Source organism: Pedobacter cryoconitis, from assembly GCF_014200605.1.
Classification (GTDB): domain Bacteria; phylum Bacteroidota; class Bacteroidia; order Sphingobacteriales; family Sphingobacteriaceae; genus Pedobacter; species Pedobacter cryoconitis_B.
Window position 1 is genome coordinate 120,869 of the sequence record NZ_JACHCE010000004.1, and the last position, 25,470, is coordinate 146,338.

Annotated in this window: 22 protein-coding genes; 11 read left to right on the forward strand and 11 right to left on the reverse strand. The window is 36.1% G+C overall.

Going from position 1 to position 25,470, the window contains the following annotated elements; all coding sequences use genetic code 11:
- The first annotated feature begins 31 nt into the window (after positions 1–31).
- Positions 32–244 (forward strand): DUF6965 family protein, encoded by a 213-nt coding sequence (locus HDE68_RS13785; protein WP_183882802.1) that lies wholly within the window; start codon positions 32–34, stop codon positions 242–244.
- A 160-nt stretch (positions 245–404) separates the two neighbouring features.
- Positions 405–632: a hypothetical protein gene (locus tag HDE68_RS13790; protein ID WP_183882803.1), complete on the forward strand. Its 228-nt coding sequence runs from the start codon at positions 405–407 to the stop codon at positions 630–632.
- A 27-nt stretch (positions 633–659) separates the two neighbouring features.
- On the opposite strand, the gene HDE68_RS13795 is transcribed toward HDE68_RS13790, so the two are convergent.
- From HDE68_RS13795 to HDE68_RS13815, 5 genes are all read right to left on the reverse strand, one after another.
- Positions 660–1,352: a hypothetical protein gene (locus tag HDE68_RS13795; RefSeq protein WP_183882804.1), complete on the reverse strand. Its 693-nt coding sequence runs from the start codon at positions 1,350–1,352 to the stop codon at positions 660–662.
- 69 nt (positions 1,353–1,421) lie between these two features.
- Positions 1,422–2,270, reverse strand: coding sequence for a hypothetical protein (locus HDE68_RS13800; protein WP_183882805.1), 849 nt, complete (start codon positions 2,268–2,270; stop codon positions 1,422–1,424).
- Positions 2,271–2,278: 8 nt separating this feature from the next.
- Entirely contained in the window at positions 2,279–3,949 is a 1,671-nt protein-coding gene (locus tag HDE68_RS13805) for a hypothetical protein (RefSeq protein ID WP_183882806.1), read from the reverse strand.
- On the reverse strand, positions 3,942–4,484 hold the full coding sequence (locus tag HDE68_RS13810) for a hypothetical protein (protein WP_183882807.1): 543 nt from the start codon (positions 4,482–4,484) through the stop codon (positions 3,942–3,944). The genes HDE68_RS13805 and HDE68_RS13810 overlap by 8 nt, the downstream gene beginning before the upstream one ends.
- 2 nt (positions 4,485–4,486) lie before the next feature.
- Positions 4,487–5,170 (reverse strand): hypothetical protein, encoded by a 684-nt coding sequence (locus HDE68_RS13815; protein ID WP_183882808.1) that lies wholly within the window; start codon positions 5,168–5,170, stop codon positions 4,487–4,489.
- A 245-nt stretch (positions 5,171–5,415) separates the two neighbouring features.
- Here HDE68_RS13815 and HDE68_RS13820 point away from each other — a divergent pair, with 245 nt between their 5' ends.
- Positions 5,416–6,498, forward strand: a complete 1,083-nt coding sequence (locus tag HDE68_RS13820; RefSeq protein WP_183882809.1) for an AI-2E family transporter — start codon at positions 5,416–5,418, stop codon at positions 6,496–6,498.
- An 80-nt stretch (positions 6,499–6,578) separates the two neighbouring features.
- On the opposite strand, the gene HDE68_RS13825 is transcribed toward HDE68_RS13820, so the two are convergent.
- Both HDE68_RS13825 and HDE68_RS13830 read right to left on the reverse strand, forming a co-directional pair.
- On the reverse strand, positions 6,579–7,097 hold the full coding sequence (locus HDE68_RS13825) for a hypothetical protein (protein ID WP_183882810.1): 519 nt from the start codon (positions 7,095–7,097) through the stop codon (positions 6,579–6,581).
- 32 nt (positions 7,098–7,129) lie between these two features.
- A complete protein-coding gene (locus tag HDE68_RS13830) occupies positions 7,130–10,456 on the reverse strand; it encodes a TonB-dependent receptor (protein WP_183882811.1) in 3,327 nt (1,108 codons plus the stop codon).
- Positions 10,457–11,058: 602 nt separating this feature from the next.
- Between HDE68_RS13830 and HDE68_RS13835 the strand changes: the two genes are divergently transcribed.
- Complete coding sequence (locus tag HDE68_RS13835; protein ID WP_183882812.1) at positions 11,059–12,420, forward strand: DUF1080 domain-containing protein; 1,362 nt, start codon at positions 11,059–11,061, stop codon at positions 12,418–12,420.
- Positions 12,421–12,431: 11 nt separating this feature from the next.
- The gene (locus HDE68_RS13840) at positions 12,432–13,790 is read left to right on the forward strand and encodes a Gfo/Idh/MocA family protein (RefSeq protein ID WP_183882813.1); all 1,359 of its coding nucleotides are present in this window, start codon (positions 12,432–12,434) and stop codon (positions 13,788–13,790) included.
- A gap of 39 nt (positions 13,791–13,829) precedes the next feature.
- Here the strand turns inward: HDE68_RS13840 and HDE68_RS13845 are convergent, their stop codons facing one another.
- Positions 13,830–14,489, reverse strand: coding sequence for a phosphatase PAP2 family protein (locus tag HDE68_RS13845; RefSeq protein ID WP_183882814.1), 660 nt, complete (start codon positions 14,487–14,489; stop codon positions 13,830–13,832).
- Between the two features lie 186 nt (positions 14,490–14,675).
- On the opposite strand from HDE68_RS13845, the gene HDE68_RS13850 reads away from it, so the two are divergent.
- The 6 genes from HDE68_RS13850 to HDE68_RS13875 all read left to right on the forward strand — a co-directional run bounded on the left by HDE68_RS13850 (position 14,676) and on the right by HDE68_RS13875 (position 22,034).
- The gene (locus HDE68_RS13850) at positions 14,676–16,193 is read left to right on the forward strand and encodes a phytoene desaturase family protein (protein ID WP_183882815.1); all 1,518 of its coding nucleotides are present in this window, start codon (positions 14,676–14,678) and stop codon (positions 16,191–16,193) included.
- Positions 16,177–17,013: a phytoene/squalene synthase family protein gene (locus tag HDE68_RS13855; protein WP_183882816.1), complete on the forward strand. Its 837-nt coding sequence runs from the start codon at positions 16,177–16,179 to the stop codon at positions 17,011–17,013. Before HDE68_RS13850 ends, HDE68_RS13855 begins: the two co-directional genes overlap by 17 nt.
- Entirely contained in the window at positions 17,010–17,513 is a 504-nt protein-coding gene (locus tag HDE68_RS13860) for a hypothetical protein (protein ID WP_183882817.1), read from the forward strand. The genes HDE68_RS13855 and HDE68_RS13860 overlap by 4 nt, the downstream gene beginning before the upstream one ends.
- The gene (locus tag HDE68_RS13865; protein WP_183882818.1) at positions 17,510–17,983 is read left to right on the forward strand and encodes a sterol desaturase family protein; all 474 of its coding nucleotides are present in this window, start codon (positions 17,510–17,512) and stop codon (positions 17,981–17,983) included. Before HDE68_RS13860 ends, HDE68_RS13865 begins: the two co-directional genes overlap by 4 nt.
- Positions 17,984–18,068: 85 nt before the next feature.
- On the forward strand, positions 18,069–19,463 hold the full coding sequence (locus HDE68_RS13870) for a serine hydrolase (protein ID WP_183882819.1): 1,395 nt from the start codon (positions 18,069–18,071) through the stop codon (positions 19,461–19,463).
- Positions 19,464–19,604: 141 nt separating this feature from the next.
- Positions 19,605–22,034 carry a TonB-dependent receptor domain-containing protein gene (locus HDE68_RS13875; protein ID WP_183882820.1) on the forward strand — a complete coding sequence of 810 codons (2,430 nt, stop codon included), beginning with the start codon at positions 19,605–19,607 and terminating at the stop codon, positions 22,032–22,034.
- 7 nt (positions 22,035–22,041) lie between these two features.
- Here the strand turns inward: HDE68_RS13875 and HDE68_RS13880 are convergent, their stop codons facing one another.
- From HDE68_RS13880 to HDE68_RS13890, 3 genes are all read right to left on the reverse strand, one after another.
- Positions 22,042–22,710: a MarC family protein gene (locus tag HDE68_RS13880; RefSeq protein ID WP_183882821.1), complete on the reverse strand. Its 669-nt coding sequence runs from the start codon at positions 22,708–22,710 to the stop codon at positions 22,042–22,044.
- 79 nt (positions 22,711–22,789) lie between these two features.
- Positions 22,790–23,911, reverse strand: a complete 1,122-nt coding sequence (locus tag HDE68_RS13885) for a cytochrome-c peroxidase (protein WP_183882822.1) — start codon at positions 23,909–23,911, stop codon at positions 22,790–22,792.
- 13 nt (positions 23,912–23,924) lie between these two features.
- Complete coding sequence (locus HDE68_RS13890; RefSeq protein WP_183882823.1) at positions 23,925–25,463, reverse strand: DUF6850 family outer membrane beta-barrel protein; 1,539 nt, start codon at positions 25,461–25,463, stop codon at positions 23,925–23,927.
- Positions 25,464–25,470: the final 7 nt, after the last annotated feature.

Below are 25,470 nucleotides of genomic sequence, written 5' to 3' on the forward strand. Positions count from 1 at the left end.
TATCAAACCGTTGAAATCAGCAGTCCTGATCATGAAACCAGAAGAGTACGAAGAGCTATTCAGCCAGCTAAATTTGCCAGATGAGATCAAACTCTGGCCCGGAGTTTATATTAAAGAAGTAACCAAATTTATTGAAAGTCATTTACTGGTACTTAAAAGTAAGAACAGTGACCGGCAAAAGGAGTTACATAAAATACGCCTTGATCGGCTACTTGAATTGGTTAAACCTAAAGCAACCGATTGATCGTTATAGCTTTAATAGCGCTGTTGTTGTACCCAATTTCTAATTAGAAAATAAAATATGATTATTTTAAAACCAGTTACTTCTTTAATTGTTAATGGCTCTGTTAATCATCGTTCTATAGCCGGATAAAGGTCCTAACAGATTTTTAATTATTAAAATTATGAAATTTACTATCATTGATCCTACTGACAATATGCTTTTGGATTTAACTGCACTACCTGAAGATTATCATGGGATACAAGGTTGGCGCATCGTTTTTCCAGAAAATGATTCTATTGTTATGGCTGAGAAAAATCAGCAATGGGAAGTTATGGAAGAGCCGGATATTAGCCCCGATCTTATAAATGCCATTATTAAAGGGCTTAAACCACTTATCCAGTATTCTTAAGTTCTTGCAAAAAGATTAAAGCGGAAGTTATTGGTTTTTCCGCTTTAATCCATTCAAAAAAGCTAGCTTGATAAAAAATGCATCAGCAAATTCGGAGTACATGAAATCAATCTTTTTTCCTGCTTCCAATTCCTTATAAAAATTAAGCAGCATACCTTTACCCGGAGCATCGGGCAGGTAATTATTAAAAAAGTCTTTAGTTTTTTCTACCGGGGCAAAACAGAGCATGAAAGCTAAAGGGGTTAAAGACTGCGCAGTATAACGGTTAAATTTTGTTCCGTTGGTACTCAAAAATGAGATTGCTTTATCTGTATCTTCAAAGAGATTAAAAACTGGCAATACATAAATTTTGATAGTACTGACTATTTCAGCAATAGTCTTTTCCTGATTACTGCCTGAAACATTCCATGATTTCCATTCCTGAAAATGAGATATATACCCTATTTGAGAACCATATACAATATCATTACTGTACTGTCCATCAGTATGTTCCTGTAACCATTTTTTTAATTTCTTAGAAGAGATCTGGATGTGAGGCAATAATTTAATATAACCGCCAGTGTTTAAGGAACTGGATTGAAAATCAATTTCAAAAGTAAGATCATTGTCTGCTGCAACCTTCTTTAAGCAAGCCCCTTTTTTTATGGCTTTAAATTTAAATTCTGCCAGACCATCATTTATCTGATTACATGCATCTAAAAAAACTTCTCTTGAATCCATCTGCCAAAATAATCATATTTCTTTGGATAAAAACTTTCTTTATTTACCAGATTCTTTGAGAAATGGGGTTTAATAACTGTTTATCATCTTTATATCACCATCAGGATGCAGCCGGTGATTACATGCTGACCAATCTCCGTTGCTGTGCATCGCATGCGCACAAGGAATAAGATCTCCATTTGGATGACAAGGAGTAGTATTTCCATAATAGCCATTACATACATGTACACAAGCTATTAAATCTCCATAACTGTGCAATGGATGAATGCAGGCAGTACTATGTCCATCTGGATGTGCCTGATGCTGACAGGCAACCCGGACTGAGCTAGAATGCTCACCACCTGAAGACCTTTTGATGTAGCGGTAACCTTCTCTAACGAGCGCAGCACGTTCACCTCCTGTAGAATGTGTATGGTCATCATTTTCTGGAAGAGCATTCAAATAGTTGCATACTATATTGATATCATAGCCATAGCTTGCCAGAAATTTACCTGCATATATATCTGCTTCATCTTCATACTGTGTTGCACTTGTTTTAAACCTGAAATTACTTCCTGAAGGATGATAAATATTTTCCTGGTGACCTAATGCCTGATGCCCCCATTCATGAGCAAACATAAAGGCGAGTATATTTGCATTCTTGTTTATACTGGAATAATCAATAATAATTATCCCTCCGTTATGCGCCTGCCCCCAATTGAAGGTTTGTCCCAGAACAATGTAATAATCCATATTGGAATATGAGACAAGCTGTCTGTAAATTACATTGGCCTTTGGTATGTTATAAGCATAATAAATCCGGCCAAAATTCGCATCTCTTAATTCCTGTAGGAAATATTTCTGACCATCAGTAAGATTGTATTGTGCAGATGCTGCATTACTAATCAAGAGCATCAATAAAATAATATATTTTTTCATGATTTAGCCTAATTTTCAATTGTATTTTCTTTATGAACCTGAATTGTAATTTTATTTTCTATTTTTTTTGTTCCATAGTCAAGGTTTACGCGAACAAAACTTCCGTTTTTTCCCCTAAAAGTTATAAAGCGAGAAATATCTGAATCTATTGGCGACCCTTTTTTAAGTGATTTAATTTCAGTATCTATAGTATTGACAATCTCTGAATAATGTTTTTCACAGACATCCTTATCTAATGATGAAAAGACTTTGAATTGATACAGATCCCTGGCTGGCTGATCAGGAAAGATCCAGATTTCCTGATCAGGATCATGGCTGGCTTTAAATTTTGGTTCATAAATAATCAGATGCTTATTGATTTCATCTGCAGAAACCCGCCCCGATCTCCCAATTCCTTTAATATTTTCAGAAAGCTTTCCCTGTATGTGAATGACATAACTGATATGATCTATTATATTATCAAGAGTTAATTGATTCCAAACATCAAAATCAGCGTTTGTATTTTGAAAAGCCTGCTGATCAGGCATAGGGTTTTCTGCTGCAAAAATCCAGTAAACCGATCTTGGATCACCTGGTAAAATAATATGTGGCATATAATCATCATCTGCAATCCATTTGAGTCTGCCTGAAATCAGTACACTTTCTCCTGGAGCCAGTGTTTTATCAAAAGTAGCAGCATCACATGTGCCTAAATTAAGGATGTTTCTGCTGTCTTTACGAAGTATAATTTCGGTATAGTTCCTGCCGGACAACTTAACTGTAACCGGGTTTCTGTTTAGTAAACGATAACAAAAATCAACAATTGGATTAGTCGCTCTCTTGTCCCATTCAATATTTTCATCATAACGTATCACATTTACAGCCAGGGAGTTTGTCTCATTAATAATTAGAATTGCTTCATTATGACACCATGTAAATGGGTTATTAGATTGAGATATATCATAACCAAGGGTTTTATCTCTGGCTGCTAAACGCGTTTTGATCTCCTCTTGTTTTTCTTTTGTAAGTGCAAGATATGCAGGGTTATTTGTAAAGATCATCAAATGGGTCAAAAAGGTCTGCCCCATTAACAGTCCTTGTCTTATGGCCTGAAGACGCTGTGAGTTAGATGGATGTGTTTGATATGCCACTTCTTTTCTATTCATCTCCAAAACCATTGTTAGTACATCCAGAATTAGGGTCGTATTCTCTTTAAAATAAGCTTCCTGATTAAATCCAGGTCTTTGTACAAGCTCCTTTAGTTCAACCTGACTGTAAACCTGGGATATAATAAATCCGCTAAGCACATCTGCATAACATTCCAGAAAGACCCTTCCCTCTCCACTAGCTTTATTAATTACGTTTTTCTGATAGGTACCGAATTGTATCTGATGTCCCAGTTCATGTGCTATAATGTATTTTATAAAAAGTGATCTAAAACTATCACTCTTACCAATCAGATTTTTACTAATCTGTGCCAGATTTACAACAATATCATGGTTGTTATTCGCCAAATGAGTATTCTGACTGGAGAAAATGAGATCCCCCATCGTAAATTTAAAACCTTCCTGTAAAGGTTTGAATTTTTCATATTCCCTGAAGAATAGTTTCTTTAGTACTTCATTATCTGCGAATGTGTGCGCATATACTGGTACACAATTTAAGATAGCAATAAAAAAAAGTGTGTATAATTTATTCATGAGAATTGATTTTGATAATTTCTCCGATAGAAATCAATAAGATAGTTAGAATAATAGCCGCTATTAAATACAAAATCAGCATTCCATAATAAGGCATCCATAGTTCTGAAAAACCCCATAAATTCCTCGAATTACAGAAGTGTGATTCAAGCAGCAGGTTATAATAATCCGGATGATCTTTCCATACAGTTGAATTAGAAATCTCATCACTTTTAAGTGGCCCATGACTGATGACAATTCTAAAGTCATTATAGCATAAAATTGAAAATTCAGTAATCAAATACTGATAGAAAGCTATAACTACCATAAACAGTCCAAGCAACCCTAACATTATTTTCCTGATATTGATTATCCTGCATACATTATCAAAGATAAAAATGCTTAACAGGCCCGTAAAAAAGACGAATACGTTTCTCCAGCTTACTACCTGTGCATCTGCCGGAGAAAGCAAAGGGGGAGAAATAATAAAAGTTGTCAGGGTGCCTAAAATTACAGCTCCCAACCTTGTGATAAACAAAACTGTTTGATTATTCATAACTACTGATTTATAGGTATAAAAACAACATCAAGACTTTTTTCTTTAACAATCTTTTTATAGACAAAATCAGATTTATAAACCTGCTGAGAAGTCAAATCTTTCAGCCAAAAGGTAATGTATCCCGGCAGGTTAAGTTCTATTTCATAAGGGTTTTTAAATAGACTTGAACTTCCGTCAAATGCATTTTTATAAATAATTTTTATGCGGTCTCCGCCAAGGTAGTTTGCCCAGTATATTCTGCACTTCTTAGGTACATTGCCAGAAATAAATTGTGCATTGATTTTAAATGGACGGGGCACACCAAAAGAGGCATCAGGAGATACACCAAGTGTGATAGAAGTATTTGCATCGATAAAGTCCATTTTTAATGTCAGATCTTCATTTATAATCCGGCTAACGCTATCTTTTTGTCTTTCATCTGCCTCAGCATAAACTTCATTTGCCCGCAAAAAATAATTCCTTAATCTTTGAAGTTCAACAGGATCACTCAGGCTTTTGGTTGTGTTGATCATAGTGTTAATTCTGGAAAGTAATTTTTGCTGGACACGGGAATTGTAGTTAAGCTGATCCCTGAATCCCCTGACTGCCTGAATTGTTTTTGTTTTGGTAAAGTCTTCCCCACTCTGTGCATTGGTTAGAGTGACTGTAAAAGACAATAAAATGAGAGGTAAAATAAATTTCATAAAATAATTTTTATATACACTAAAATAATGATTAACAGTGTATTAATGTAATTTTTTATATATTTCAGATTATTGTAATCTTTGATTATTACTAAATCGATTATTTATTTTCAATGAATCGCTGCTATAATTTCATCAATAATATTAAATAGTGTTTACTGACTTCAACCCCATTAAAAAGATAGTCAAACATTCTTTTATTTTGCTTGTTAAGATTAAAACGCAACCCATTTAATTTTTACTAAATGAATAATCAGAACGCCAGAGATCTTTATAAATTAATTACTTCAGTTATCCTTTACATATTTGGCCTTGTTATTCTCCTCTGGTTCCTTTATCAGATAGTGAGCGTATTTATACTTTCTATTTTTGCGGTTGTACTTGGCCTGATCATTAATCAGCCAGTTAGCAGGTTAGAGAAAAAAGGGATGAAAAGGTGGCTTGCCGCCCTAATCATTTTAGGGACTATTTTTATTGCATCTGCTTTATTGGGGTTTTTAATTGTACCACATATCAGTGAGCAGATAGATACACTGGTAGGAAATGTACCAGGTTATTTTGAAAGTATTTCTAATCACGTTTCACATATACTCAGGAAGTATCCCGAATTGAATAAAGAACTGCAGGATGGCGGAATGTCTATATCAGCGGCTGTTCCTACTTTGGGTAAAACAGTATTAGGTTTAGGAAGTATTTCCTTTACAGTAATTGGTGGGATATTTCTATTTATTGTATTTATATCTATGATTATCTTTTTTGTAGGAAACCCAAGGCCTGTAGTCAATATGTACCTTTCAGTATTTGAACCGGAAAAACGTCTAAAAGCAGAAAGAGCTTTACAGCATACCTCGGTAATGTTAGGCGGATGGATGAAGTCTAATCTGATTGGAGGTATGGTACAAGCCGTATTGGTTTATGTTTTCCTGACTATTATGAATGTTCCAGGCGCACTGGTTTGGGCAGCATTAGCTTTTTTCTCAGAGTTAATCCCCAAAATAGGTTTTTATATTATGGCGATTCCTCCTACACTTGTAGCTTTATCAGTAAGTCCGGTAACAGCTTTCTGGTGTCTGATATTTTTCTTGTTACTGAATGAACTGATTTCGGATTTTGTAATGCCTAAACTGAGGTCTTCAACGATGAATATCCATCCTGTTTCATTACTTTTTCTTTTACTGGCAATGACTACTGCATTTGGATTACTTGGGGCACTTCTTGCTGCACCAATGGCTGCAATTATTAAAGCTTACTATGAAGAGTTTTATTTAAAGAGATTTCCGGAAGATCCGATCATGGAACAGAGAATTGATAACATTATCAATGTCTAATATACTATAAAAAAGGCCGGATAAATTCAATTGTTTCCAATTGAGCTTACCCGGCCTTTAATGTTATAGTTTCTATAAACCTATAAAGCTATTTTGAAAAAAGAAGCTTGCGTTAAAACAGAAGTCAAAGTACCTGTAGCTGCATAAGCAGTAGCTCTGATACCATAAACTTTACCAGCCACTAAATTCAGTTTACTAAGTTTAAGGATGATTGCTCCGCTGTAAACCTGAGTATTTGGATAATTAGTATCCTGTAATACATAACTTATAGAGTGGTTAATTACCGCAGCGGTTGTACCCGTAGCAGGAACATAGGTTAAATCATAACCTGACCAGGCAGGGAAAGTTACCGTACTGATCACTGCGTTTCCATCCAGTACTTCTATTACAAATTTACCTACCGGCACTTTTGCTGTTGCACCAAAGTTTAATTGTAAGGTGTTTGTTAAACTAAATGGACTGCTTTGCTGATAACCTAAACTGCTCAATTGCAGGTTAGGCAACTTTGGCTCTATACCTGCTATATCTGCCTTTTTAGTACAGGAAAACAGTGTTAACGCTAAGAGCGAAGTTAAAGCGATACTTATATATTTTTTCATCTTATTATATTTAATTAATTAAGCCTGTCTGATTAAAAAATGTATTTAGCTCCGATAAGTAAACTCCATGTTGTGTTTGAAGTTGCATTTTGGAACGGTTGATTTACTAATTTTCCATTGAACTGACGAAGTGTGTAAGAAGGCACTCCATTTGCATCAACACCACTAAGAGTTAACGGGCTATTTGTTGTATTGAATTGTTTAATACCCCAGTTTTTGCTTAATAAGTTAGGTAAGTTGATCACTACAGCACTTAATTGTAAGGTGTGTTTTGTATTACCTGACTGAATGTAGAAATCCTGAAGGATGTTTGCATCAACGCGGTGATACCATGGAGAGAATGCTGCATTTCTGTCTGCATATTCACCTCTGTGTTTACTTAGGTATGGAGAGTTGTTAATAAACTGCTCTAATGCTGCAGATTGCTGCTGAGCAGTATAAGTATAGGATACTCCATTAACAGTAGCAGAAAAAGGAACAAAGTTTACATCAGAACCTCTTTTTGGAATATACATTAAATCTGAGGATGCATTACCATCACCGTTTAAATCTCCGTTAATGATATAACTGAATGGATTGCTTCCTGCCTGTCCCTCATAGAAAAGACCGATAGTAGTTGCACCATGTTTTAAATAGTTGAATTTGTAAGATGCATTAACTACGATACGGTGTGGTACATAGTTCGCTGAGTTTCTCAATTCAACATCATTTGTCGAACCTACGTTCGCTGTAGCAGCCCAAACTTGTGCAGCAGTTGAACCTGCTGTAGAGAAAGCTTCTTTTGATTTAGTGTAGGTATAAGCTGCTGAAGCTGTAAAACCATTGAAGAAGTTTTTAGTCAGTTGTGCTGTTAAAGCCGAAGAATAACCTTTGCTTGTGTTTTCTAAAACGATTACAGACCCTAAATTAGGATAGATAGATCTGTCAATATTCTGAACAGGAACATTTGTACCGCTAGCGTTTCCTGTACCTACATAACGAACTCTTGAGAAATCACCTTCATTAATTACACCAGTTGGTGATTTAAGATTCGCATTTCTCATACGTGTTCCATTGATATCTTTCGTATAAATAGCCTCGAAAGTAGCAGCAAAACCATTACCAAGGTTTTTCTCAATAGCAAGATCTGCTCTGAAAACCTGTGGGAATTTATAGTTTTTGTCAATTACAACAGTTGAATTTTGTAAAGATGTACCTGCAGTTTGAGGGAATAAGTTTGCATATTCAGAAGGATCTGCTTTTAAAGTGATATTCTTTAACTGCTCTGCTGTAGCAACTCCACCAAAATTGTACATGGCACTGTTACTTGGGCTATTGGTTAAGAATACATAAGGAATACGGCCTGTAAAGATTCCCATACCTCCACGGATAACCAGTGATTTGTCCTCTAACAGACTTGCTCTGAAACCAACTCTAGGAGAAAGTAAGATTCTTGATTTTGGAAATTTACCAGTATTATAGTTAGTCATATTTCCGTTTGCATCCGGTAATTGTAATGCTGTGATCTGAGGGTTTTCTACCGGATCTTTCATATACATACCTTTATCAGCACGTAATCCGAAAGTCAGTTTGAAGTTATCATTTACACTATACTCATCCTGTGCATATAAACTGATCGTACCAATTTTAAGATCCGCTGAGAATACCTGATCTACACCTGGAATCAAAGATTGGTTGTAAGTAAACTGGATTGGTGGTTTATCCCCTAAAAAGTCGCTTAATGAATTGTAGATATAAGAACCTGCAGCACCTGGCATAAATGAGTTACCAATTTTCTGGAATTCATAATTTACACCTGCCGTAAAAGTGTGTTTACCTGCATAATAAGTAATGTTATCATAAATACTAACTGTATTATCGATAATCTCATTGTATTTTGTATTCGGATCAGAACCAGCTGAGATATAGTTGTCACCTGCTCCGTTAAAGATATCAATTGTTGGAAAGATACCACCTTTAGAAGTACGTGGGTTATCATATTTCTTAAAGGTAAGCAACAATTGGTTAGACAATTTTGAACTGATTGTACTGTTCAACTCTGCAGTACCAGTAGTTACTTTGTTTAGGAAACCATAGTTAGAGTTTTCAAAGCCCATAGATTTCAAACCAAAACGACCGTTTGGCAAACCACCGTTTGCACGTGTTACTGGTTTTCCATCAATACCTGTAAAAGTATAAGAACCACTGTTTGGAGTACCTGTTGAATTGATAATCTGATCGGCTGTTGCATTTAAATAACTGTATTTAACACTCAGCTTGTTTTTATCATTGATGTTCCAGTCAAGTTTTAACAATACTTTTGTATTCTTGTTCTGAAAAGAAGGGAAATTGTCATAAACACCAGTTTTATAACCAAATTTCGAATCTAAATAATTAGAAACAGCCTCTAAATCTGCAACCGGAGTAGCTGATTTATTAGCCCCGCCTGCTCCTGTAGGAGAAAAGTTAACACCCGGAGAGGTTGAAACATCTCTCTCAACGTTAGCAAAGAAGAATAATTTGTTTTTAATAATCGGACCTCCTAATGTAAATCCATAAGTTTTAGTACTTGCTTTAGCTACTGCACCACTAATATCATTCTCGCCGATTTTTGTACCATTGAAAGACTGATCTTTGTAATAACCATATGCTGACCCATGAAATGTGTTCGTTCCGCTTTTAGTAGTTGCATACACACCAGCTCCTGTAAAACCAGATTGTTTTACGTCAAATGGAGCAATATTGATAGAAAGCTCATCATATGCTTCAATAGAAATTGGTTGTGCACCTCCACCTGGAAGTAAGTCTGATGAAGTACCAAAAGTATTGTTCAGGTTGGCACCATCTACAGTGATACTGTTTGAACGGCTATCACGACCAGCAAAACTTGTTCCGCTTGCCTGTGGTGTTAAACGTGTAAAATCAGTAATGCTTCTTGAAAAAGAAGGCAAAGTTGCTAATGCAGTAGAGTTAATGTTAGTACTGGCACCCGATTTTGCGGTAACAATACGTTTTGTACCTTTAATTGATACTGCTTTTAATTCTACCCCGCCATCTGACAATACAGCATTCAGAATGAATGGTTGTCCAAGTTGAAGTACAATGTCTGTAGTCGTACTTTTATTGAAGCCGATGTAACTAACTTCAATAGTGTAAGGTCCACCAATACGCATACCTGGAAGATTAAATAATCCATCTTTGTTGGCAACTGCTGAGTAAGACGTTCCTGAAGGTACGTGAATCGCTCTGATTGATGCCCCAGGAAGCGGGCCTTGTTTAGCATCTTTAACACTCCCGGATACACTGCTTGAGGTTACCTGTGCATAGGTAACAGCGGCCGTAAACAGGAAAAATAGAAAAATGAGTAAAGATTTTCTCATAGTTGTCTTAATTTTTAAAAAAGTAAAATTTATTGTTTTGTTTGCGGCGCAAAAATATGTTATCCCTTCAGAACCAAGATTAAATTAATGTTAATTATTAACGGTTTTAGTATAAAATGCACAAAATATGACTAAACCGTGTCACAACTCAAATCGTCATGACCACGAAGCGTTAAAAGACGTATTAAACTGTTTTAACTGAAGAATTGCGTTAGAATATAATATCAATTAAAAAACAAAAAATCATTTAATTTTTGTATGAAGCATCATTTTAACACAATAACTGAACATATTATTAACATTAAAGTCACAAAAACAGCGGGTTGCACCAGTAATAATTAAATTAATTTATAGTTTAATCAAAGAGTTGTTTATTCTTCAAATTAACTATGATAACCCTGAGGTTATTTTATGGTATAGGTCTTAGTAAATCATTTTTTCTTGATTATTCACTATCTGCCAAGACAACAAAAAAAATACATGCCCGGCCGGCAAAATATTAGCCAAAATCTATTTTTGCTTATTATATTAACCTATATTAGATTACCTAAAACGATACAATACAGTCTTTTAGCAAAAGGAAATCAACTATAAAACCAAATATGAAAACAAAGCATCTTCTTATCATGGCAGGCCTGGCATTAACCGCCTTTCCTTCTGTCTTACTTGCACAAAACCCCAAATGGCAAAACCTTTTTAACGGAAAAGATCTTAAGGGCTGGAAACAACTCAACGGACAGGCAAAGTATGAGGTCATCAACAATGAAATTGTTGGTACAACAGTTTCTAATACACCTAACTCTTTCCTGGCTACAGAAAAAAACTACACCAATTTTATTCTGGAATTAGAATTGAAAGTCGATAATTCCATGAATTCTGGCATACAAATACGCAGCGAAAGCAAACAGGATTATCAAAATGGCAGAGTACACGGTTATCAGGTAGAGGTTGACCCTTCTGACCGAAAATTTTCAGGAGGTATTTATGACGAAGCAAGAAGAGGCTGGTTATATCCGCTGGATATTAATCCACTGGGCCAGCAGGCATTTAAAAATGAGCAATGGAATAAATATCGGATAGAATGTATTGGCAATTCTATCAGAACTTGGATCAATGGTGTACCTGCAGCTAACCTGGTGGATGCACTTACCCCATCCGGGTTTATCGCTTTACAAGTGCATGCTATTGGCAAAGATGATCAACCCGGAAAACAAATACACTGGCGTAATATCCGCATACAGACTGAAAACCTTAAACCTTCAAAAGCAGACCATATTTATGTGGTAAATCTGGTTCCGAATACGCTTTCTCCACAGGAAAAAACGGAAGGCTATGCGCTATTATGGGATGGAAAAACGACTAAAAACTGGAAAGGTGCTTATAAAAACACATTTCCTCAAAGCGGCTGGCTGATTAAGGATGGAGAATTGAGTGTTCAAAAATCTAATGGTGCAGAATCTACAAATGGCGGTGATATCGTAACAGTGCAACAATACAGTGCTTTTGACTTAAAGTTCGATTTTAAGCTAACAGAAGGCGCAAATAGTGGGGTAAAATACTTTGTAACGCTTACCGAAGGTAATAAGGGATCTGCAATTGGTCCTGAATATCAAATATTGGATGACCAGAGACATCCCGATGCTAAATTAGGAAAGAATGGCAACCGTACGCTTGGTTCCTTATACGATCTGATTACCAGTAAAAAGATTCCTAATGCACAAAGGAAAATTGGAGAATGGAATAGCGGACTGATCAGGGTCTTTCCTGATAACAAAATAGAATATTGGTTAAATGGCTATAAGATACTGGAATATGTCAGAGGATCTGCAGAATTCCTGGCCCTGGTTGCAGATAGCAAATATAAAGACTGGAAAAACTTTGGTATGGCTCCAAAAGGCCATATTCTTTTGCAGGATCATGGAGACCAGGTATTTTTCAGAAGTATTAAATTGAAACAACTTTAATCTCTCTGGCTATGTTATCATCAAGAAGAAAGTTTATTAAACAAACTGCTATAGCTGCTGCTGGAACTTACATGGGAACGATGGGGCTTACAGCCAAAAGTTATGGAAATATAATTGGGGCAAATGACCGGGTAAGAGTTGGTGTGATCGGATTTTCTGATCGCTTTACAAATTCTCTGTTGCCTGGTTTTCTAAACCATTATAAAGAGTTGAATTTTGATATCGCTGCAGTATCTGATCTCTGGAATTATCGCAGGGATTTAGGTGAAAGCTTATTAAAAAGTAAGTTTGGACATGCGATCACAGCTTGTCGTAATAATGAGGAATTATATGGCTTGAAAGATATAGATGCTGTAATTGTAAGCACAGCCGATTTTCAACATGCTGTACATGCCATTGAAGCTGTGAATGCTAAATGTGATGTCTATTGTGAAAAGCCTTTTGCTGAAACAATGTCTGATGCCCGTGCTGCACTTAAAGCGATTAAAGCATCGAAACAGATTGTTCAGATTGGTTCTCAAAGAAGAAGCGGTAACAATTATAAAGCGGCAGAACAGTTTATCAGGGCTGGTAAGTTTGGCGATATTACAATGGTAGAGCTAAGCTGGAATGTAAATCAGCCGGGACGCTGGCGCAGACCAGACCTGGTAGCCAAATTAAAACAGGAGGATACAGATTGGAAACGTTTTCTGGTTAACCGTCCTTTTGAAGAGTGGGACCCGCGTTTATATCTTGAATATCGTTTATTCTGGCCCTATTCTTCTGGAATGCCAGGACAGTGGATGTCACATCAGATTGATACAGTGCATTGGTTTACAGGCTTAAAACATCCCCGGAGCGTAGTGGCTAATGGCGGAATTTACCAATGGAAAGATGGACGCAGAAATTGGGATACGACGACGGCTGTATTTGATTATGGCCAGGAAAATGATCCTCAGAATGGTTTTCAGGTAGTCTTTACTTCCAGAATGCATAATGGTGATGAAAACCCGGCAGAGATTTATTATTCCAATGGAGGAGAGTTAAACCTGAATACCAATACTGTTTCTTCTAAGGGCGGATTGAAAGCGGATGCTGCGAGTGCAATGCACATGAAACCAAATTTACTGCCTGATATGAAATTGACTGATATGACAGAAAAAGTTGCTGCTTCTGCGAATACCGGAGGTGATAAGCTAACCTCGGCTCATATGAGAAACTGGATGGAATGTGTCAGGAGCCGTGAGCAACCCCATGCCCCGGTAGAAGCTGGTTATTATCACTCTATTGCGAATATTATGACTAATGCAGCCGTTAGAACTGGGAAAAAAGCTTTTTTTGATGAAAAATCACAGGAAGTAACTGTAGATGGCGAGGTGTTTAAGTATTAAACATGGGTTAACCAATCAAAAGAGATTTCTTTTGATTGGTTAACTCTTTTCAGGTATGATCTCTGCCTCATATATTCCAAAAAACCGGATATCCCGGGACTGCCAGATATAATAATAACTTATCAGTCCAAATACAGAACCAATCAGTGCACCTACCACAACATCTTCTAAAAAATGCTGCGCTAAATATATTCGGGAATAACCCGCAAAAACAGCTAGTAACATAAATAAAAGGCTAATCCACTTTTGTTTGAAACAGAGTGTAAGTACAATTGCCATCGCAAACGCAGAAGTTGTGTGACCAGAAGGAAAAGATCCGGAATGCATTTGATGTATGCCTTTAACAAAATATGGATATTTAAAACCTATCTGATCAAAGTACAGAGAAGGCCTGGGATTATTTATGAATCTTTTTAGCAGCTGAACAAAAATACCAGAGCTTAAATAAGAAACCAATAGGATCAATGCAGGTTTTCTCTTTTTGATTAAGAATAAAGTAATAATAACCACAATACACATGACACCGTCTCCCATAAATGTATAATAAGAGAAAAATAGATCCAGCCATTTGTCGTGATAGGAATTAATGAAAATAAAACTTATCAGCTTAGAGGTTAACAGACATGAACTAATACCAATAACTAAAAGTATAGCTAATAGCGCAAAAAATACAGGACATTGTTTTAAAAGTTTCCACATATTCGGGTTAAACGGGAAATTACCCCTATACCCCTACGCGATGCAATAACTTTTCTTTAAATTTCAAATATTCAATATAATTTCATTTACCAGGCCAAAGCTCATGATGTTTGTCTATTTTTAATAAACATATTCAGACAAACTTATTGGCGAAATAAACTGGCCGGAAATATAAATTAATTTCAAATGCCAATTAAAAACAATTATCAAACACCTAAAATTGCAATCATAGGCTCCGGATTTGCAGGTATCAGCGCGGCAGCTTACCTGGCTAAAAATGGTTACGAAGTTGACGTATATGAAAAGAATGCGACTATTGGTGGAAGAGCAAGACAATTAGAAACTGATAATGGTTATGTTTTTGACATGGGGCCAAGCTGGTACTGGATGCCTGATGTATTCGAGAAATTCTTTAATGATTTTGGTTACAAGGCCAAAGATTTTTACGAACTGGAACTTTTAGATCCTGGTTTTTCTGTTGTCTACGGACAAAATGAGGTCATGGACATTCCTGCAGACTTTAAAGCGCTGTGTGATACTTTTGATGCTATTGAACCCGGAAGTGCAGTAAAACTTAAGCAGTTTCTGGAAGAAGCAGCCTATAAATACAAGATTGGAATTGAGAAACTGGTTTATAAACCCGGTTTGTCTTTGTTGGAATTTGCTGATCCGGATTTGATTAAAGGAGTTTTTAAACTGCAGGTATTTACGTCTTTCAGCAGTCATGTTAAAAAGTATTTTAAAAATCCAAAATTGATTGCCTTAATGGAGTTCCCTGTGCTTTTTCTGGGTGCTACGCCCGAAGACACACCTGCACTCTATAGTCTGATGAACTATGCCGGTTTAAAGCTAGGGACCTGGTACCCTAAAGGTGGTTTTGGAAAAGTAATCCTGGCGATGAAAACTGTAGCAGAGAAAAATGGGGCAAAATTCTATTTGAATGAGTCTGTTTCAGAATTAAAAATTGAAGGGAAAAGAATTAAAGGATTAATCTCTTCAACAAAAAAAAAGGAGTATGATGGCATTATAGCTGCCGCTGACTATCATCATGTTGAAGAAAAATTATTGGGTGACAACTATCGGAATTATGGTGAGAAATATTGGAATAAACGCATCCTTGCCCCTTCCTGCCTGATTTTTTATCTGGGTGTAAAAAGGAAAACTGAACGCCTGGGACATCATACTTTATTTTTTGATGAAAACCTGAAGCAACATGCTATTGAGATTTACAAAGAACCTCAATGGCCAACAAAACCTTTGTTTTATGTATGCTGCCCATCTAAAACAGATACTACAGTTGCACCCGAAGGACACGAAAACTTATTTGTATTGATGCCGCTTGCCACTAATGTGGTGGATAATGACATTTTAAGAGAAAAATATTTCGCGATAATTATGGACCGCCTGGAGAACTATACAGGTGTACAAATCCGTAAATATATTGACTATAAAAGCAGCTATTGTGTGAATGATTTTGTAACAGATTATAATGCCTACAAGGGCAATGCTTATGGACTGGCAAATACACTTATGCAAACTGCCAATCTAAAACCATCTTTGAAAAACAATAAAATTAAAAATATTTTTTACGCAGGGCAGCTTACCGTTCCCGGCCCGGGGGTTCCTCCATCGATTATTTCAGGCCATGTAGCGGCTATACAGCTGATAAAATACTTTAACGAAACCTATGAAAGAAATATTTGACCAGTTATCTGCAGAATGCAGTAAGATCACAACAAAACGCTATAGTACCAGTTTTTCACTAGGCATTTATTTCTTAGGAAAAAAGCTGCGTAATCCCATTTATGCTATCTACGGTTTTGTAAGGCTGGCTGATGAAATTGTAGATAGTTTTCATGATTTTGATAAGCCGTTTTTGCTTGCAAAGTTCAGACAGGATTGTTATGAGGCTGTTGAACATAAAATAAGCCTGAACCCAATACTGAATTCCTTTCAGTGCGTAGTCAATGAATATGCAATTGATAGAGAACTGATAGAACTGTTTCTAAAAAGCATGGCAATGGATCTGGATGGGAATAAATATACTCCGGATCAATATGATGACTATATATTAGGCTCGGCAGAAGTAGTTGGATTAATGTGTCTGCATGTTTTTACTGAAGGTAATAAAACACAATATGAAATGCTCCGTGATCCTGCTATGAAATTAGGCTCTGCATTTCAAAAAGTCAATTTCCTAAGAGATATCAATGCTGATTATTACAATCTGGGCCGCACTTATTTTCCAAACGTAGATCTCTCTGTGTTTTCTAACCATGAAAAGAAATTGATAGAGAAAGAGATAGAGGAAGAATTTAAACTTGCACTTATAGGGATCAAGCAATTGCCAGCCTCATCCAGAAGTGGGGTTTACCTGGCATATATCTATTATAAAGAACTATTTAATAAGATTAAAGGCGCAACAGCAGAAAAAGTAATGTCTGAAAGAATCCGTATCTCTAATAGTCATAAATTTGGCCTGATGTGTGATTCGATCATCAGATATAAAATGAATGCTATATGAAAGCTTTAATATTATTAATCTTATCTATATATACTATTCCGGTAAACCGGGACCTTCCTGCAACAGCAGAATTAAGAAGTCTTTACTATCAGGCTGCATCCAGTAAGACAGCAGCAGATGAACTTCAGAAATTGCTGTTAATGGTAGATGGCAATTCACGTCACCTTTTAATTTGTTATAAAGGAGCATCTGAGATGATACAGGCTAAATACGTATTAAGTCCGTTTACAAAATTCAGAAAGTTCAAAAAAGGTAAGTATTTTATTGAAAGTGCCATTGCCAGCGAGCCGGAAAATTTGGAAATGAGATTTTTAAGATATACGATTCAAACCAATCTTCCCTCCTTTCTTGGCTATAATAACTGGATCACTGCAGATAAAAAAATGTTGCTTGAAAGAATTGATAACATACATGACAAGCATCTAAAACAATTAGTAATCAATTATTTGATGACTTCAAAATATACTACTGATAAGGAACGTAATAACATTAGAAAATGAATAACCTGATAATTAATATACTTATTGTAACCGGAACTTTTATAGGTATGGAAGGTGTAGCCTGGTTTACACATAAATATATCATGCATGGGCTTTTCTGGTATTTCCACAAGGACCATCACCATAAAGATCACGATGGCTTTCTGGAAAAAAATGATTTCTTCTTTTTAATTTTTGCCATTCCCGGTATTCTCTGCCTGGCTGCAGGCTCATTTTATGGGGATATAATTTCCCTTTGCATTGGAATTGGGATTACAATTTATGGTGCAGCTTATTTTTTTGTACATGATATTTTTATACATCAGCGGTTTAAGATCTTTAGAAACTCGAATCACTGGTACTTTAAAGCAATCAGAAGAGCTCATAAAATGCATCATAAACACATCAATAAAGAACATGGGGAGTGTTTTGGGATGTTATGGGTCCCGTTTAAATATTTCCTGGAGAACAATAAAAAGCCTGAGATATAATGTACACATTTGATTCTTATTGATTTTTTTATCAGACGCTGCAACAATCATTGTCATTTGGACTCTAACAATAAATCCATAACAAATGAAAGTGATCAAAAAATCTGTTTTTACTATCCTGTTTTTAAGTAACCTGCTATTATTTAGCTCAGGAGCAAGCGCACAAATATCTAAAGCTGCACAAATTGATTCTTTGATACTGAATGCAAATCGGCTGGGTTTGTTTAATGGCAATATGCTGGTTGCAGACAATAACAAAATAGTTTTTAGAACTGCTATTGGTTTCACTGATACATCTGGTAAAACAAAACTGACTGAACAATATCGCTTTCATATTGGTTCAATAGCTAAAGAATTTAACGCAGTAGCCATCATGATACTGAAGGAACAAGGTAAATTAAACCTTGAAGATCCGGTCTCAAAATATCTCCCTGAACTCCCTTTGTGGGCCTCGAAAATTCATATCCTGAATTTACTGCAATATACAAGCGGTGTGCCAGATGTAAAATGGAAAAGCGTTAAAAGTAATACGGACAATATGGAGAACCTTAGAAAAACGGAAAGGCTTGATTTTGAACCCGGCAGTCAATATGCTTATAACAACAATAATGTATTTCTGCAAAGGAGGATCATCGAAAAAATTTCAGGTTTATCATTCAATGATTTTGTAAAGCAGTACTTGTTAAAACCTTGCGGGATGAAAATGGCTATTGTAGATCCTGTTGATACAGATAAATTAATTGCAAGGGCTTATAATAATGATAAAATAGAGGATACACTGACTTATCCTATTGATGGATGGGTTGCAGTTACGCTTGACGATTTTTATAAGTGGGCCAAAGCAATTACTGAATTCAGACTGATCAGCCCTGCTTCTACCAAACAAATTCTGGAAGCTTCCGGCCCTGATCAGCAAGCTGGATTAGGTGGCGGCAGTATGAATGGTATGCTGGTGGCAACACACAAGCATGATGGTACAGCAAGAAATTACCAGGCACTGCTGGTCAGTACAATAGCAAAAGGCAGAACTGTAATCCTGATGACCAATAATCAACAGAATAATTTATTCGCTTTTAATACTTCAATACAAGCAATTCTGGATGGAAAACCTTATTCCCGGATTAGAAAATCAGTATTAAAAGATTTTGGAAGCCAGCTGGAGACTATGAATGGACAAGAGGTACTGACTTTCTTCGAAAAAATGAAAAAAGGTCATCAAAATGAATATGATTTTGATGGAGAAAATCCGTTAAATGAAATTGGTTACAACTTTTTACGTAAAAACAAGTTTGCTGATGCAGTCCTTATTTTCGAACAGAATACAAAACTTTTCCCTGAATCGGGTAATGCATTTGATAGTTTAGGGGAAGCCTATTATAAACAGGGAAATAAGAATAAGGCTTTGCTCAATTATAAGCACTCCTTAGCATTAAATCCGGACAATGCCGATGCCAGGAAGATTATCAAATCTTTAGAATAGCCCAGGCAATCAGCTCCAACTGGAAAAGAATAGCAGACAGGGTAATTAGTTTAAAACTGATTACCCTTTTTATGTTAAAAAGGATAAGGAATATGTAAAATAAAATATATCATTGTATCTTGTGAATAAATTCTAACCAACATGAAACTAATCTTACCAGCTACGTTCCTTTTTTTACTTTATCTTTCCCCCCTTAACTTATACGCTCAGCAAACTGCTAAGATCAATGGAATTGTAAATGATGGTAAAGAAACATTGCCTGCTGCCACTATTTTACTTTATACAGCTAAAGATTCCATCCTTGTAACTACTGCCATGACTGACCAAAATGGAATATACAGCTTTACAACAGCTAATGGAAAATATTATATTGTATCCTCATCCATAGGGTATAATAAAGTGAAAACGCCATCTTTTGATTTAAATGGCACCATGGATTTTCAGGTTCCGCCAATAACTTTAAAGGAGAATTCAAAAAAACTTAATGAGGTTAGTATTGTAGCTACGAAACCGGTTTTAGAAAGAAGGGCCGACAAATTGATCTTTAATATTGAGGCTACACCATCGGCTTCTGGCTTAACAGCACTTGAAGTTTTAAGAAAAGCCCCTGGAGTTACTATAGACCACAATGAAAATATATCTCTTGCCGGGAAAAGTAATGTATTGGTTACTATCGATGGCAAACAAACTTACCTGAGCTCAACGGAAGTTGTTAACCTGCTGAAGTCTATGCAGAGTAATGAAATAGAAAGCATAGAGATAATTAATAACCCTGGTTCAAAATACGATGCAAACAGTACTGGAGGTATTATTAATATAAAAACCAAGAAAAGCAAAGCTGAAGGGTTTAATGGCAGTGTGGCCTTAACTGGTGGTTTTAACAAACACCTGCTCACTAATAATTCTATTAATCTGAACTACCGTAAAAAGGATTTCAATGTATTTGGTTCTTATGGAATTAACAGGCAGGAATATAATCAGGAACTTAAAATAGACCGTATAACCCCGGGGACAAATCCGCTCTATTTCAAACAAAGAAATAAAGATACCACCATTAATGCATCACAGAATTTTAAAATTGGATCAGACTTCTTTTTATCCAAAAATCATACAATTGGTTTTTTGGTTAAGGGTAATATTTCGGATTATAAAGGGGGAAGTTTAAGCAATGTAAATATTGGAAAATCTTTTGACGTAACTGATTCAGTATTGATAACACCAAGTTACACCAAATCGAACCGCAAAAACTTTTCTTATAATCTCAATTATAAAGGAGTAATAGATACTGCAGGTCAGGAAATAAGTTTAGATGCGGATTATTCTACATTTGACGGGTCTAATAACTCAAATTACATCAACCGTTTTTTTCTTCCAGATGGCACTTTCTTTAAAAATGGTCAGATATATAGAAATTCTACCGCTTCAAACATTGATATTAAGGCTATAAAAGCAGATTATGTACTCCCATTAAATAAGAAATTCAAATTAGATGCAGGTGTTAAAATTGCAAATGTAAAAAGTGATAACAACTATATTTATGAGAATGATATTCAAGGAAGCTGGGTTTTTGATGATACTAAAAGTAACCGGTTTCTATATGATGAAAGCGTTAGTGCAGCTTATGCAACACTAAATATCACCATGGGAAAAACATCCATACAGGGGGGGCTGCGTGCGGAGCATACAAAATCAACAGGGAATTCAGTGACAACTAATCAGCTGACTGAAAAAGAATATACAGATCTTTTCCCTTCCTTACTGGTAAGTCAGAATTTTGATGCAGACAATAATTTAAATTTCTCTTATTCAAGAAAAATCAATAGACCAAATTATCAGAATTTAAACCCTTTTATATTTTTTCTCGATCAGTATACTTATAACCAGGGGAATCCTAATCTAAAACCTGAATACTCATCTAACCTGCAGGTGAGCTACCTGTTCAAACAAAAATATAGTGCTGCTTTGGCCTATAGTCATACTTCTGATGTAATATCACAGGTATTATTACAAAACGAGGCTAAGAAATCAATGTACCAGACAGTTTTAAATCTTGCTTCTGAAAATGTGCTTTCATTAACATTGAATTTCCCGGTAACTCTTACCAAATGGTGGAACATGAACAATAATTTACTTGGATATTTCAAGCAAATTAAGTCACCTGATTTAAATGGGGCTAACCTGAACTCTGAACAGGTCAGTGCTAATATTTATCTGCAAAACAATTTTAAAATAAATGATCTGTTTAGTGCTGATGCAGCCTTTGTGTTTAGCACACCTCAAATTGAAGGGGCTTTCAAAGTCAAAAGTATATTTACTACAGATGCCGGCTTCCGTTATAATTTTCCAAATAAAAACGGTAACCTGAAATTAGGCATAAGTGATATCTTTCATTCACAAAAGGCTTATATATATAGTACATTACCAGGCAATATATATAATCTTGAACAAGCTGGAACCACAAGAAGTGCAAGACTGACTTTCACTTACCGTTTTGGAAAAATGACTGTAAAATCTGCAAGAAACAGATCTACCGGGCTTGATGATGAACAAAAGAGACTTGGATCAAAATAAATCATAGTTATACTTTCATCAGGCTCTTTATTCCTGTAATAGCAATTTGTAAGCCTACACAGAATATAAGAAATGCAGAAATACGGTTAAAGATCGTTTCTGCATTGGAGCTTAGATAACGGATAATGTTTTTTGTATTCAGATAAAAAATATAAATCAATATGCACATGACAATGATGGCTGATAAAATAGCCGCAGTATTCATAAAATAGTTCAATCGGTCTGATGAGGCACCGTGTGCGCTCAGTGTGAACAATACAGAAATCGTACCTGCACCTGTGGTTACAGGAAAAGTGATCGGATAAAAAAGTTTGTCTTCTATATTGCTGTATCCTGATAATTTGGCTTCTGGATCGGGAGTTATATCATTTTGTTTTTTATCGGAAGAGAGATTTTCCCACCCCATTTTACAAATCATAATCCCCCCTGCCAATTGAACAACCGGAATAGAAAGACCAAATAACTCCAGTATCCATTGTCCCGCAAATAGAGATACCGTACAAATTGAAAAGGCATACAAAGTAATTTTCCCTACCGCTTTTCTCTTTTCAGCAGAACTGAGTCCTGTAAGGAACGGGCTGATAATAAATGAAGATCCAATAGGGTTTACAACTGGAAATAAGGCGATAATACCAATAAAAAGCAAGTGGAAAAATGGATGATATAAAAGAGGCATTATGAATAGAAATTAGATTGAAATTAACTTATAGCAGGAATATCTGCATTTTTTATGAAAATTTCATACGCTATTTAATTTACCCTGGTAATTTAGGTCTGGGCATATGGTATGAAGTTGCAGTTACTGCATTCATAAAAGCTACGATCGCTTTAATCTCCTGATCCGTTAATTTTAAGGGCTGAAGCAATTTATCTGTCCTGGGGAATAAATGATCGGCTGCTGCTTCCTTTTCACTGGGATTCATCATATGCATTCCTGTATTGTAAAGGTTGATTATACCTGTCATGTTATCGAGCAAACCATTATGCATCCATGGGGAAGTATTCATCACATCACGTAGTGAAGGTGTTCTGAACTTTCCTGTATCTTCTGGTTTTCCGGTGATGAGGTATCTTCCCAGATCTTCATATTCTCTTTTATAATATGTGAGGCCAATATTATGAAAGTCTTCATCAGTGAGATACTTTCCATTATGACAGTTCATACATCTCGCTTTGGTCCTGAATAAATGCAGTCCCTGAATTTCCTGATCATTTAATGCCTGATATTCACCTTCCATAAAACGGTCAAACCGGCTTGTTCTGCTTGTAATAGTTTTCTGAAATTCGGATAAGGCTTCTAATATTTCAGGATAAGTGATTTGATCAGTGCCATAAGCCTGCTTAAAAAGTGCTTTGTAAGCTTTGATTTTACCCAGTTTCTTAGCCAGCAGACTCGTTTTCATATTCATTTCATGATGTGCAGTAAGTGGTCCTTCTGCCTGTTGTTCTAAAGTAGCAGCTCTGCCATCCCAGAACAAGCTTTTACGCGCTGCGACATTCAGCAGCGAAGGGGTGTTTCTGTTCCCCGTCAGGTGATCATTTCCTAAAGCTACCGAACGTTTGTCAGCCCAGGAAATTTCAGGGTCATGACAGCTGCTACAAGATATCTGGTTTGATCCAGATAGTAAAGGATCAAAGAACAAGAGCTGTCCCAGTTTTACTTTAGGCTGTTCCATCAGGTCAAAATACAAAGAGTCCAATGGTTTTAATGGACTAAATTCAGCCCAATTGACACCGCTGTCAATGGTTGGTGAAGGCCATTGGTTTACAGGTTTACTATATAAAGATCTCAATACAACACCCTCATTTTCGCTTAAAAAGGCAGATGTAATTACAAAAATCAGTAAACAGAAAATAAGTGTCAATGTTCTAAACATAATAAGTTGATAATTAGAAGGTAATACCAGCAGAAAGGATGCATTGATTCCCTTTATGAAATGAATCAAATGTGGTATGTTCCCAGTTTGATTTCAGAAAAACGCCCATTCCTTTGATCATAGGCCTATCCCAGCGCAGAAAGAGATTCAACTGGTTATAGTTTGATGTTAAATAGGCAAAATTTGTCAGCAGCATTTGCTGAGCTGCTGAAGCTGAAACAAGATCTGGCCAGGATTTAGTTCCTTTTGTATTTCTTAATAAGGTAAAACCAGCTCCAGCCTGAATAAGTGACTGACCTGCGGGCAGCGAAAATTGTGCATCAATTGTGGTATGAATAGCTGAGAATTCCATACTCCTTGTTGGCTCAATATATTGTGTTTCATTAGATAATAAACCAAGGTTTGCATTCACTGTCCATGAAAGGTCTTTGTTTTTTTGCTGTCCGTAAATAAAGGCCAGATTTAAATCACTACGATCGTTCCGGTACCGCTTATCGGAAGAAATTTTCACATAGTTATCCGGGCCCCGGTTGTCAAATCTGGACTCTACCCCTATTCTTTGTTCCTTTAAAATACTTGCTTTTATACCGTAATGGTTTTGTCCGTTATTTTTAAGATAAGCAAACTCACCTTTGATTGTTGTTGCTGTCAGATCTGAAACCGGAAGGGCCTGCAAATCTCTGATCACCTTTTCAAAGCTGAATCTGTTGTATGCAAAAGAAGAAAAAAAGCCATTCTTATTCATGGGGATCAGCTGAACCTGTATACCGGAACCACTCCCATCATAAAATGCATTAAGCTTATTACCCGTCAGTAGTTGATTAGCAACCCCCATACCTACCATGTGATATACAACCGGCCCACCCAGCTCACTAAAAAACTTCAACTGGTTATCCTGTGTATATTTTCTGGCAGATAAGCCTAATGCGATTTCATAGGCCCGATTTACAGGGTGTGAAACACCTATGGAGATTTCCAGATCGGAAGTTACATTTTTGGGCCTCGGATCTATATTCCGGTATTCAATTAATGCCCGGTATTTACCAGTTATGCCTAATGTGGTCTGATTAAGTTTTAAAGCATAACCGCCACTAAAAGCATATTCTTCGTATGACAAGTCACCACCTACAGTATCAGCCATTACATAAGGGTAAATCAATTGCAGATCTGAACTTTCATTCCAGTTTACCTGATATCTTTTACCATTCTGATAAGATGCATTCCCCCAGACCACATCTTTTTTGTTTTTCTGATAGGCATCTGCCTCAAAACCAAATACTTTCTGACCACTTCCTTTCTGCACCTGGTATAGGTCCTGTTTATATTGATTAAATCCCAGGCTTAATTGGGTCAGAGAGTTGTTACGGGCAAAATATTTAAGTGCCGGACTATTATAAAAAACATCAGTGAACAGGGATACAGGTGCATTATTTATCCTTATTCTTTCCCTAAGCCCAGTGGTATCTATCCTGCTTATACGCGTAGTATCATTGGCACAGGCAGTTCCTGTACCAATGATAAAACATAATGAAATGATATACAAACGTATCATCCTTTTG

Coding starts and splice junctions, on each gene's coding strand:
- HDE68_RS13785 (WP_183882802.1), top strand. CDS start 32: ATGAAACCAGAAGAGTACGAAGAGCTATTCAGCCAGCTAAATTTGCCA.
- HDE68_RS13790 (WP_183882803.1), top strand. CDS start 405: ATGAAATTTACTATCATTGATCCTACTGACAATATGCTTTTGGATTTA.
- HDE68_RS13795 (WP_183882804.1), bottom strand. CDS start 1,352: ATGGATTCAAGAGAAGTTTTTTTAGATGCATGTAATCAGATAAATGAT.
- HDE68_RS13800 (WP_183882805.1), bottom strand. CDS start 2,270: ATGAAAAAATATATTATTTTATTGATGCTCTTGATTAGTAATGCAGCA.
- HDE68_RS13805 (WP_183882806.1), bottom strand. CDS start 3,949: ATGAATAAATTATACACACTTTTTTTTATTGCTATCTTAAATTGTGTA.
- HDE68_RS13810 (WP_183882807.1), bottom strand. CDS start 4,484: ATGAATAATCAAACAGTTTTGTTTATCACAAGGTTGGGAGCTGTAATT.
- HDE68_RS13815 (WP_183882808.1), bottom strand. CDS start 5,170: ATGAAATTTATTTTACCTCTCATTTTATTGTCTTTTACAGTCACTCTA.
- HDE68_RS13820 (WP_183882809.1), top strand. CDS start 5,416: ATGAATAATCAGAACGCCAGAGATCTTTATAAATTAATTACTTCAGTT.
- HDE68_RS13825 (WP_183882810.1), bottom strand. CDS start 7,097: ATGAAAAAATATATAAGTATCGCTTTAACTTCGCTCTTAGCGTTAACA.
- HDE68_RS13830 (WP_183882811.1), bottom strand. CDS start 10,456: ATGAGAAAATCTTTACTCATTTTTCTATTTTTCCTGTTTACGGCCGCT.
- HDE68_RS13835 (WP_183882812.1), top strand. CDS start 11,059: ATGAAAACAAAGCATCTTCTTATCATGGCAGGCCTGGCATTAACCGCC.
- HDE68_RS13840 (WP_183882813.1), top strand. CDS start 12,432: ATGTTATCATCAAGAAGAAAGTTTATTAAACAAACTGCTATAGCTGCT.
- HDE68_RS13845 (WP_183882814.1), bottom strand. CDS start 14,489: ATGTGGAAACTTTTAAAACAATGTCCTGTATTTTTTGCGCTATTAGCT.
- HDE68_RS13850 (WP_183882815.1), top strand. CDS start 14,676: ATGCCAATTAAAAACAATTATCAAACACCTAAAATTGCAATCATAGGC.
- HDE68_RS13855 (WP_183882816.1), top strand. CDS start 16,177: ATGAAAGAAATATTTGACCAGTTATCTGCAGAATGCAGTAAGATCACA.
- HDE68_RS13860 (WP_183882817.1), top strand. CDS start 17,010: ATGAAAGCTTTAATATTATTAATCTTATCTATATATACTATTCCGGTA.
- HDE68_RS13865 (WP_183882818.1), top strand. CDS start 17,510: ATGAATAACCTGATAATTAATATACTTATTGTAACCGGAACTTTTATA.
- HDE68_RS13870 (WP_183882819.1), top strand. CDS start 18,069: ATGAAAGTGATCAAAAAATCTGTTTTTACTATCCTGTTTTTAAGTAAC.
- HDE68_RS13875 (WP_183882820.1), top strand. CDS start 19,605: ATGAAACTAATCTTACCAGCTACGTTCCTTTTTTTACTTTATCTTTCC.
- HDE68_RS13880 (WP_183882821.1), bottom strand. CDS start 22,710: ATGCCTCTTTTATATCATCCATTTTTCCACTTGCTTTTTATTGGTATT.
- HDE68_RS13885 (WP_183882822.1), bottom strand. CDS start 23,911: ATGTTTAGAACATTGACACTTATTTTCTGTTTACTGATTTTTGTAATT.
- HDE68_RS13890 (WP_183882823.1), bottom strand. CDS start 25,463: ATGATACGTTTGTATATCATTTCATTATGTTTTATCATTGGTACAGGA.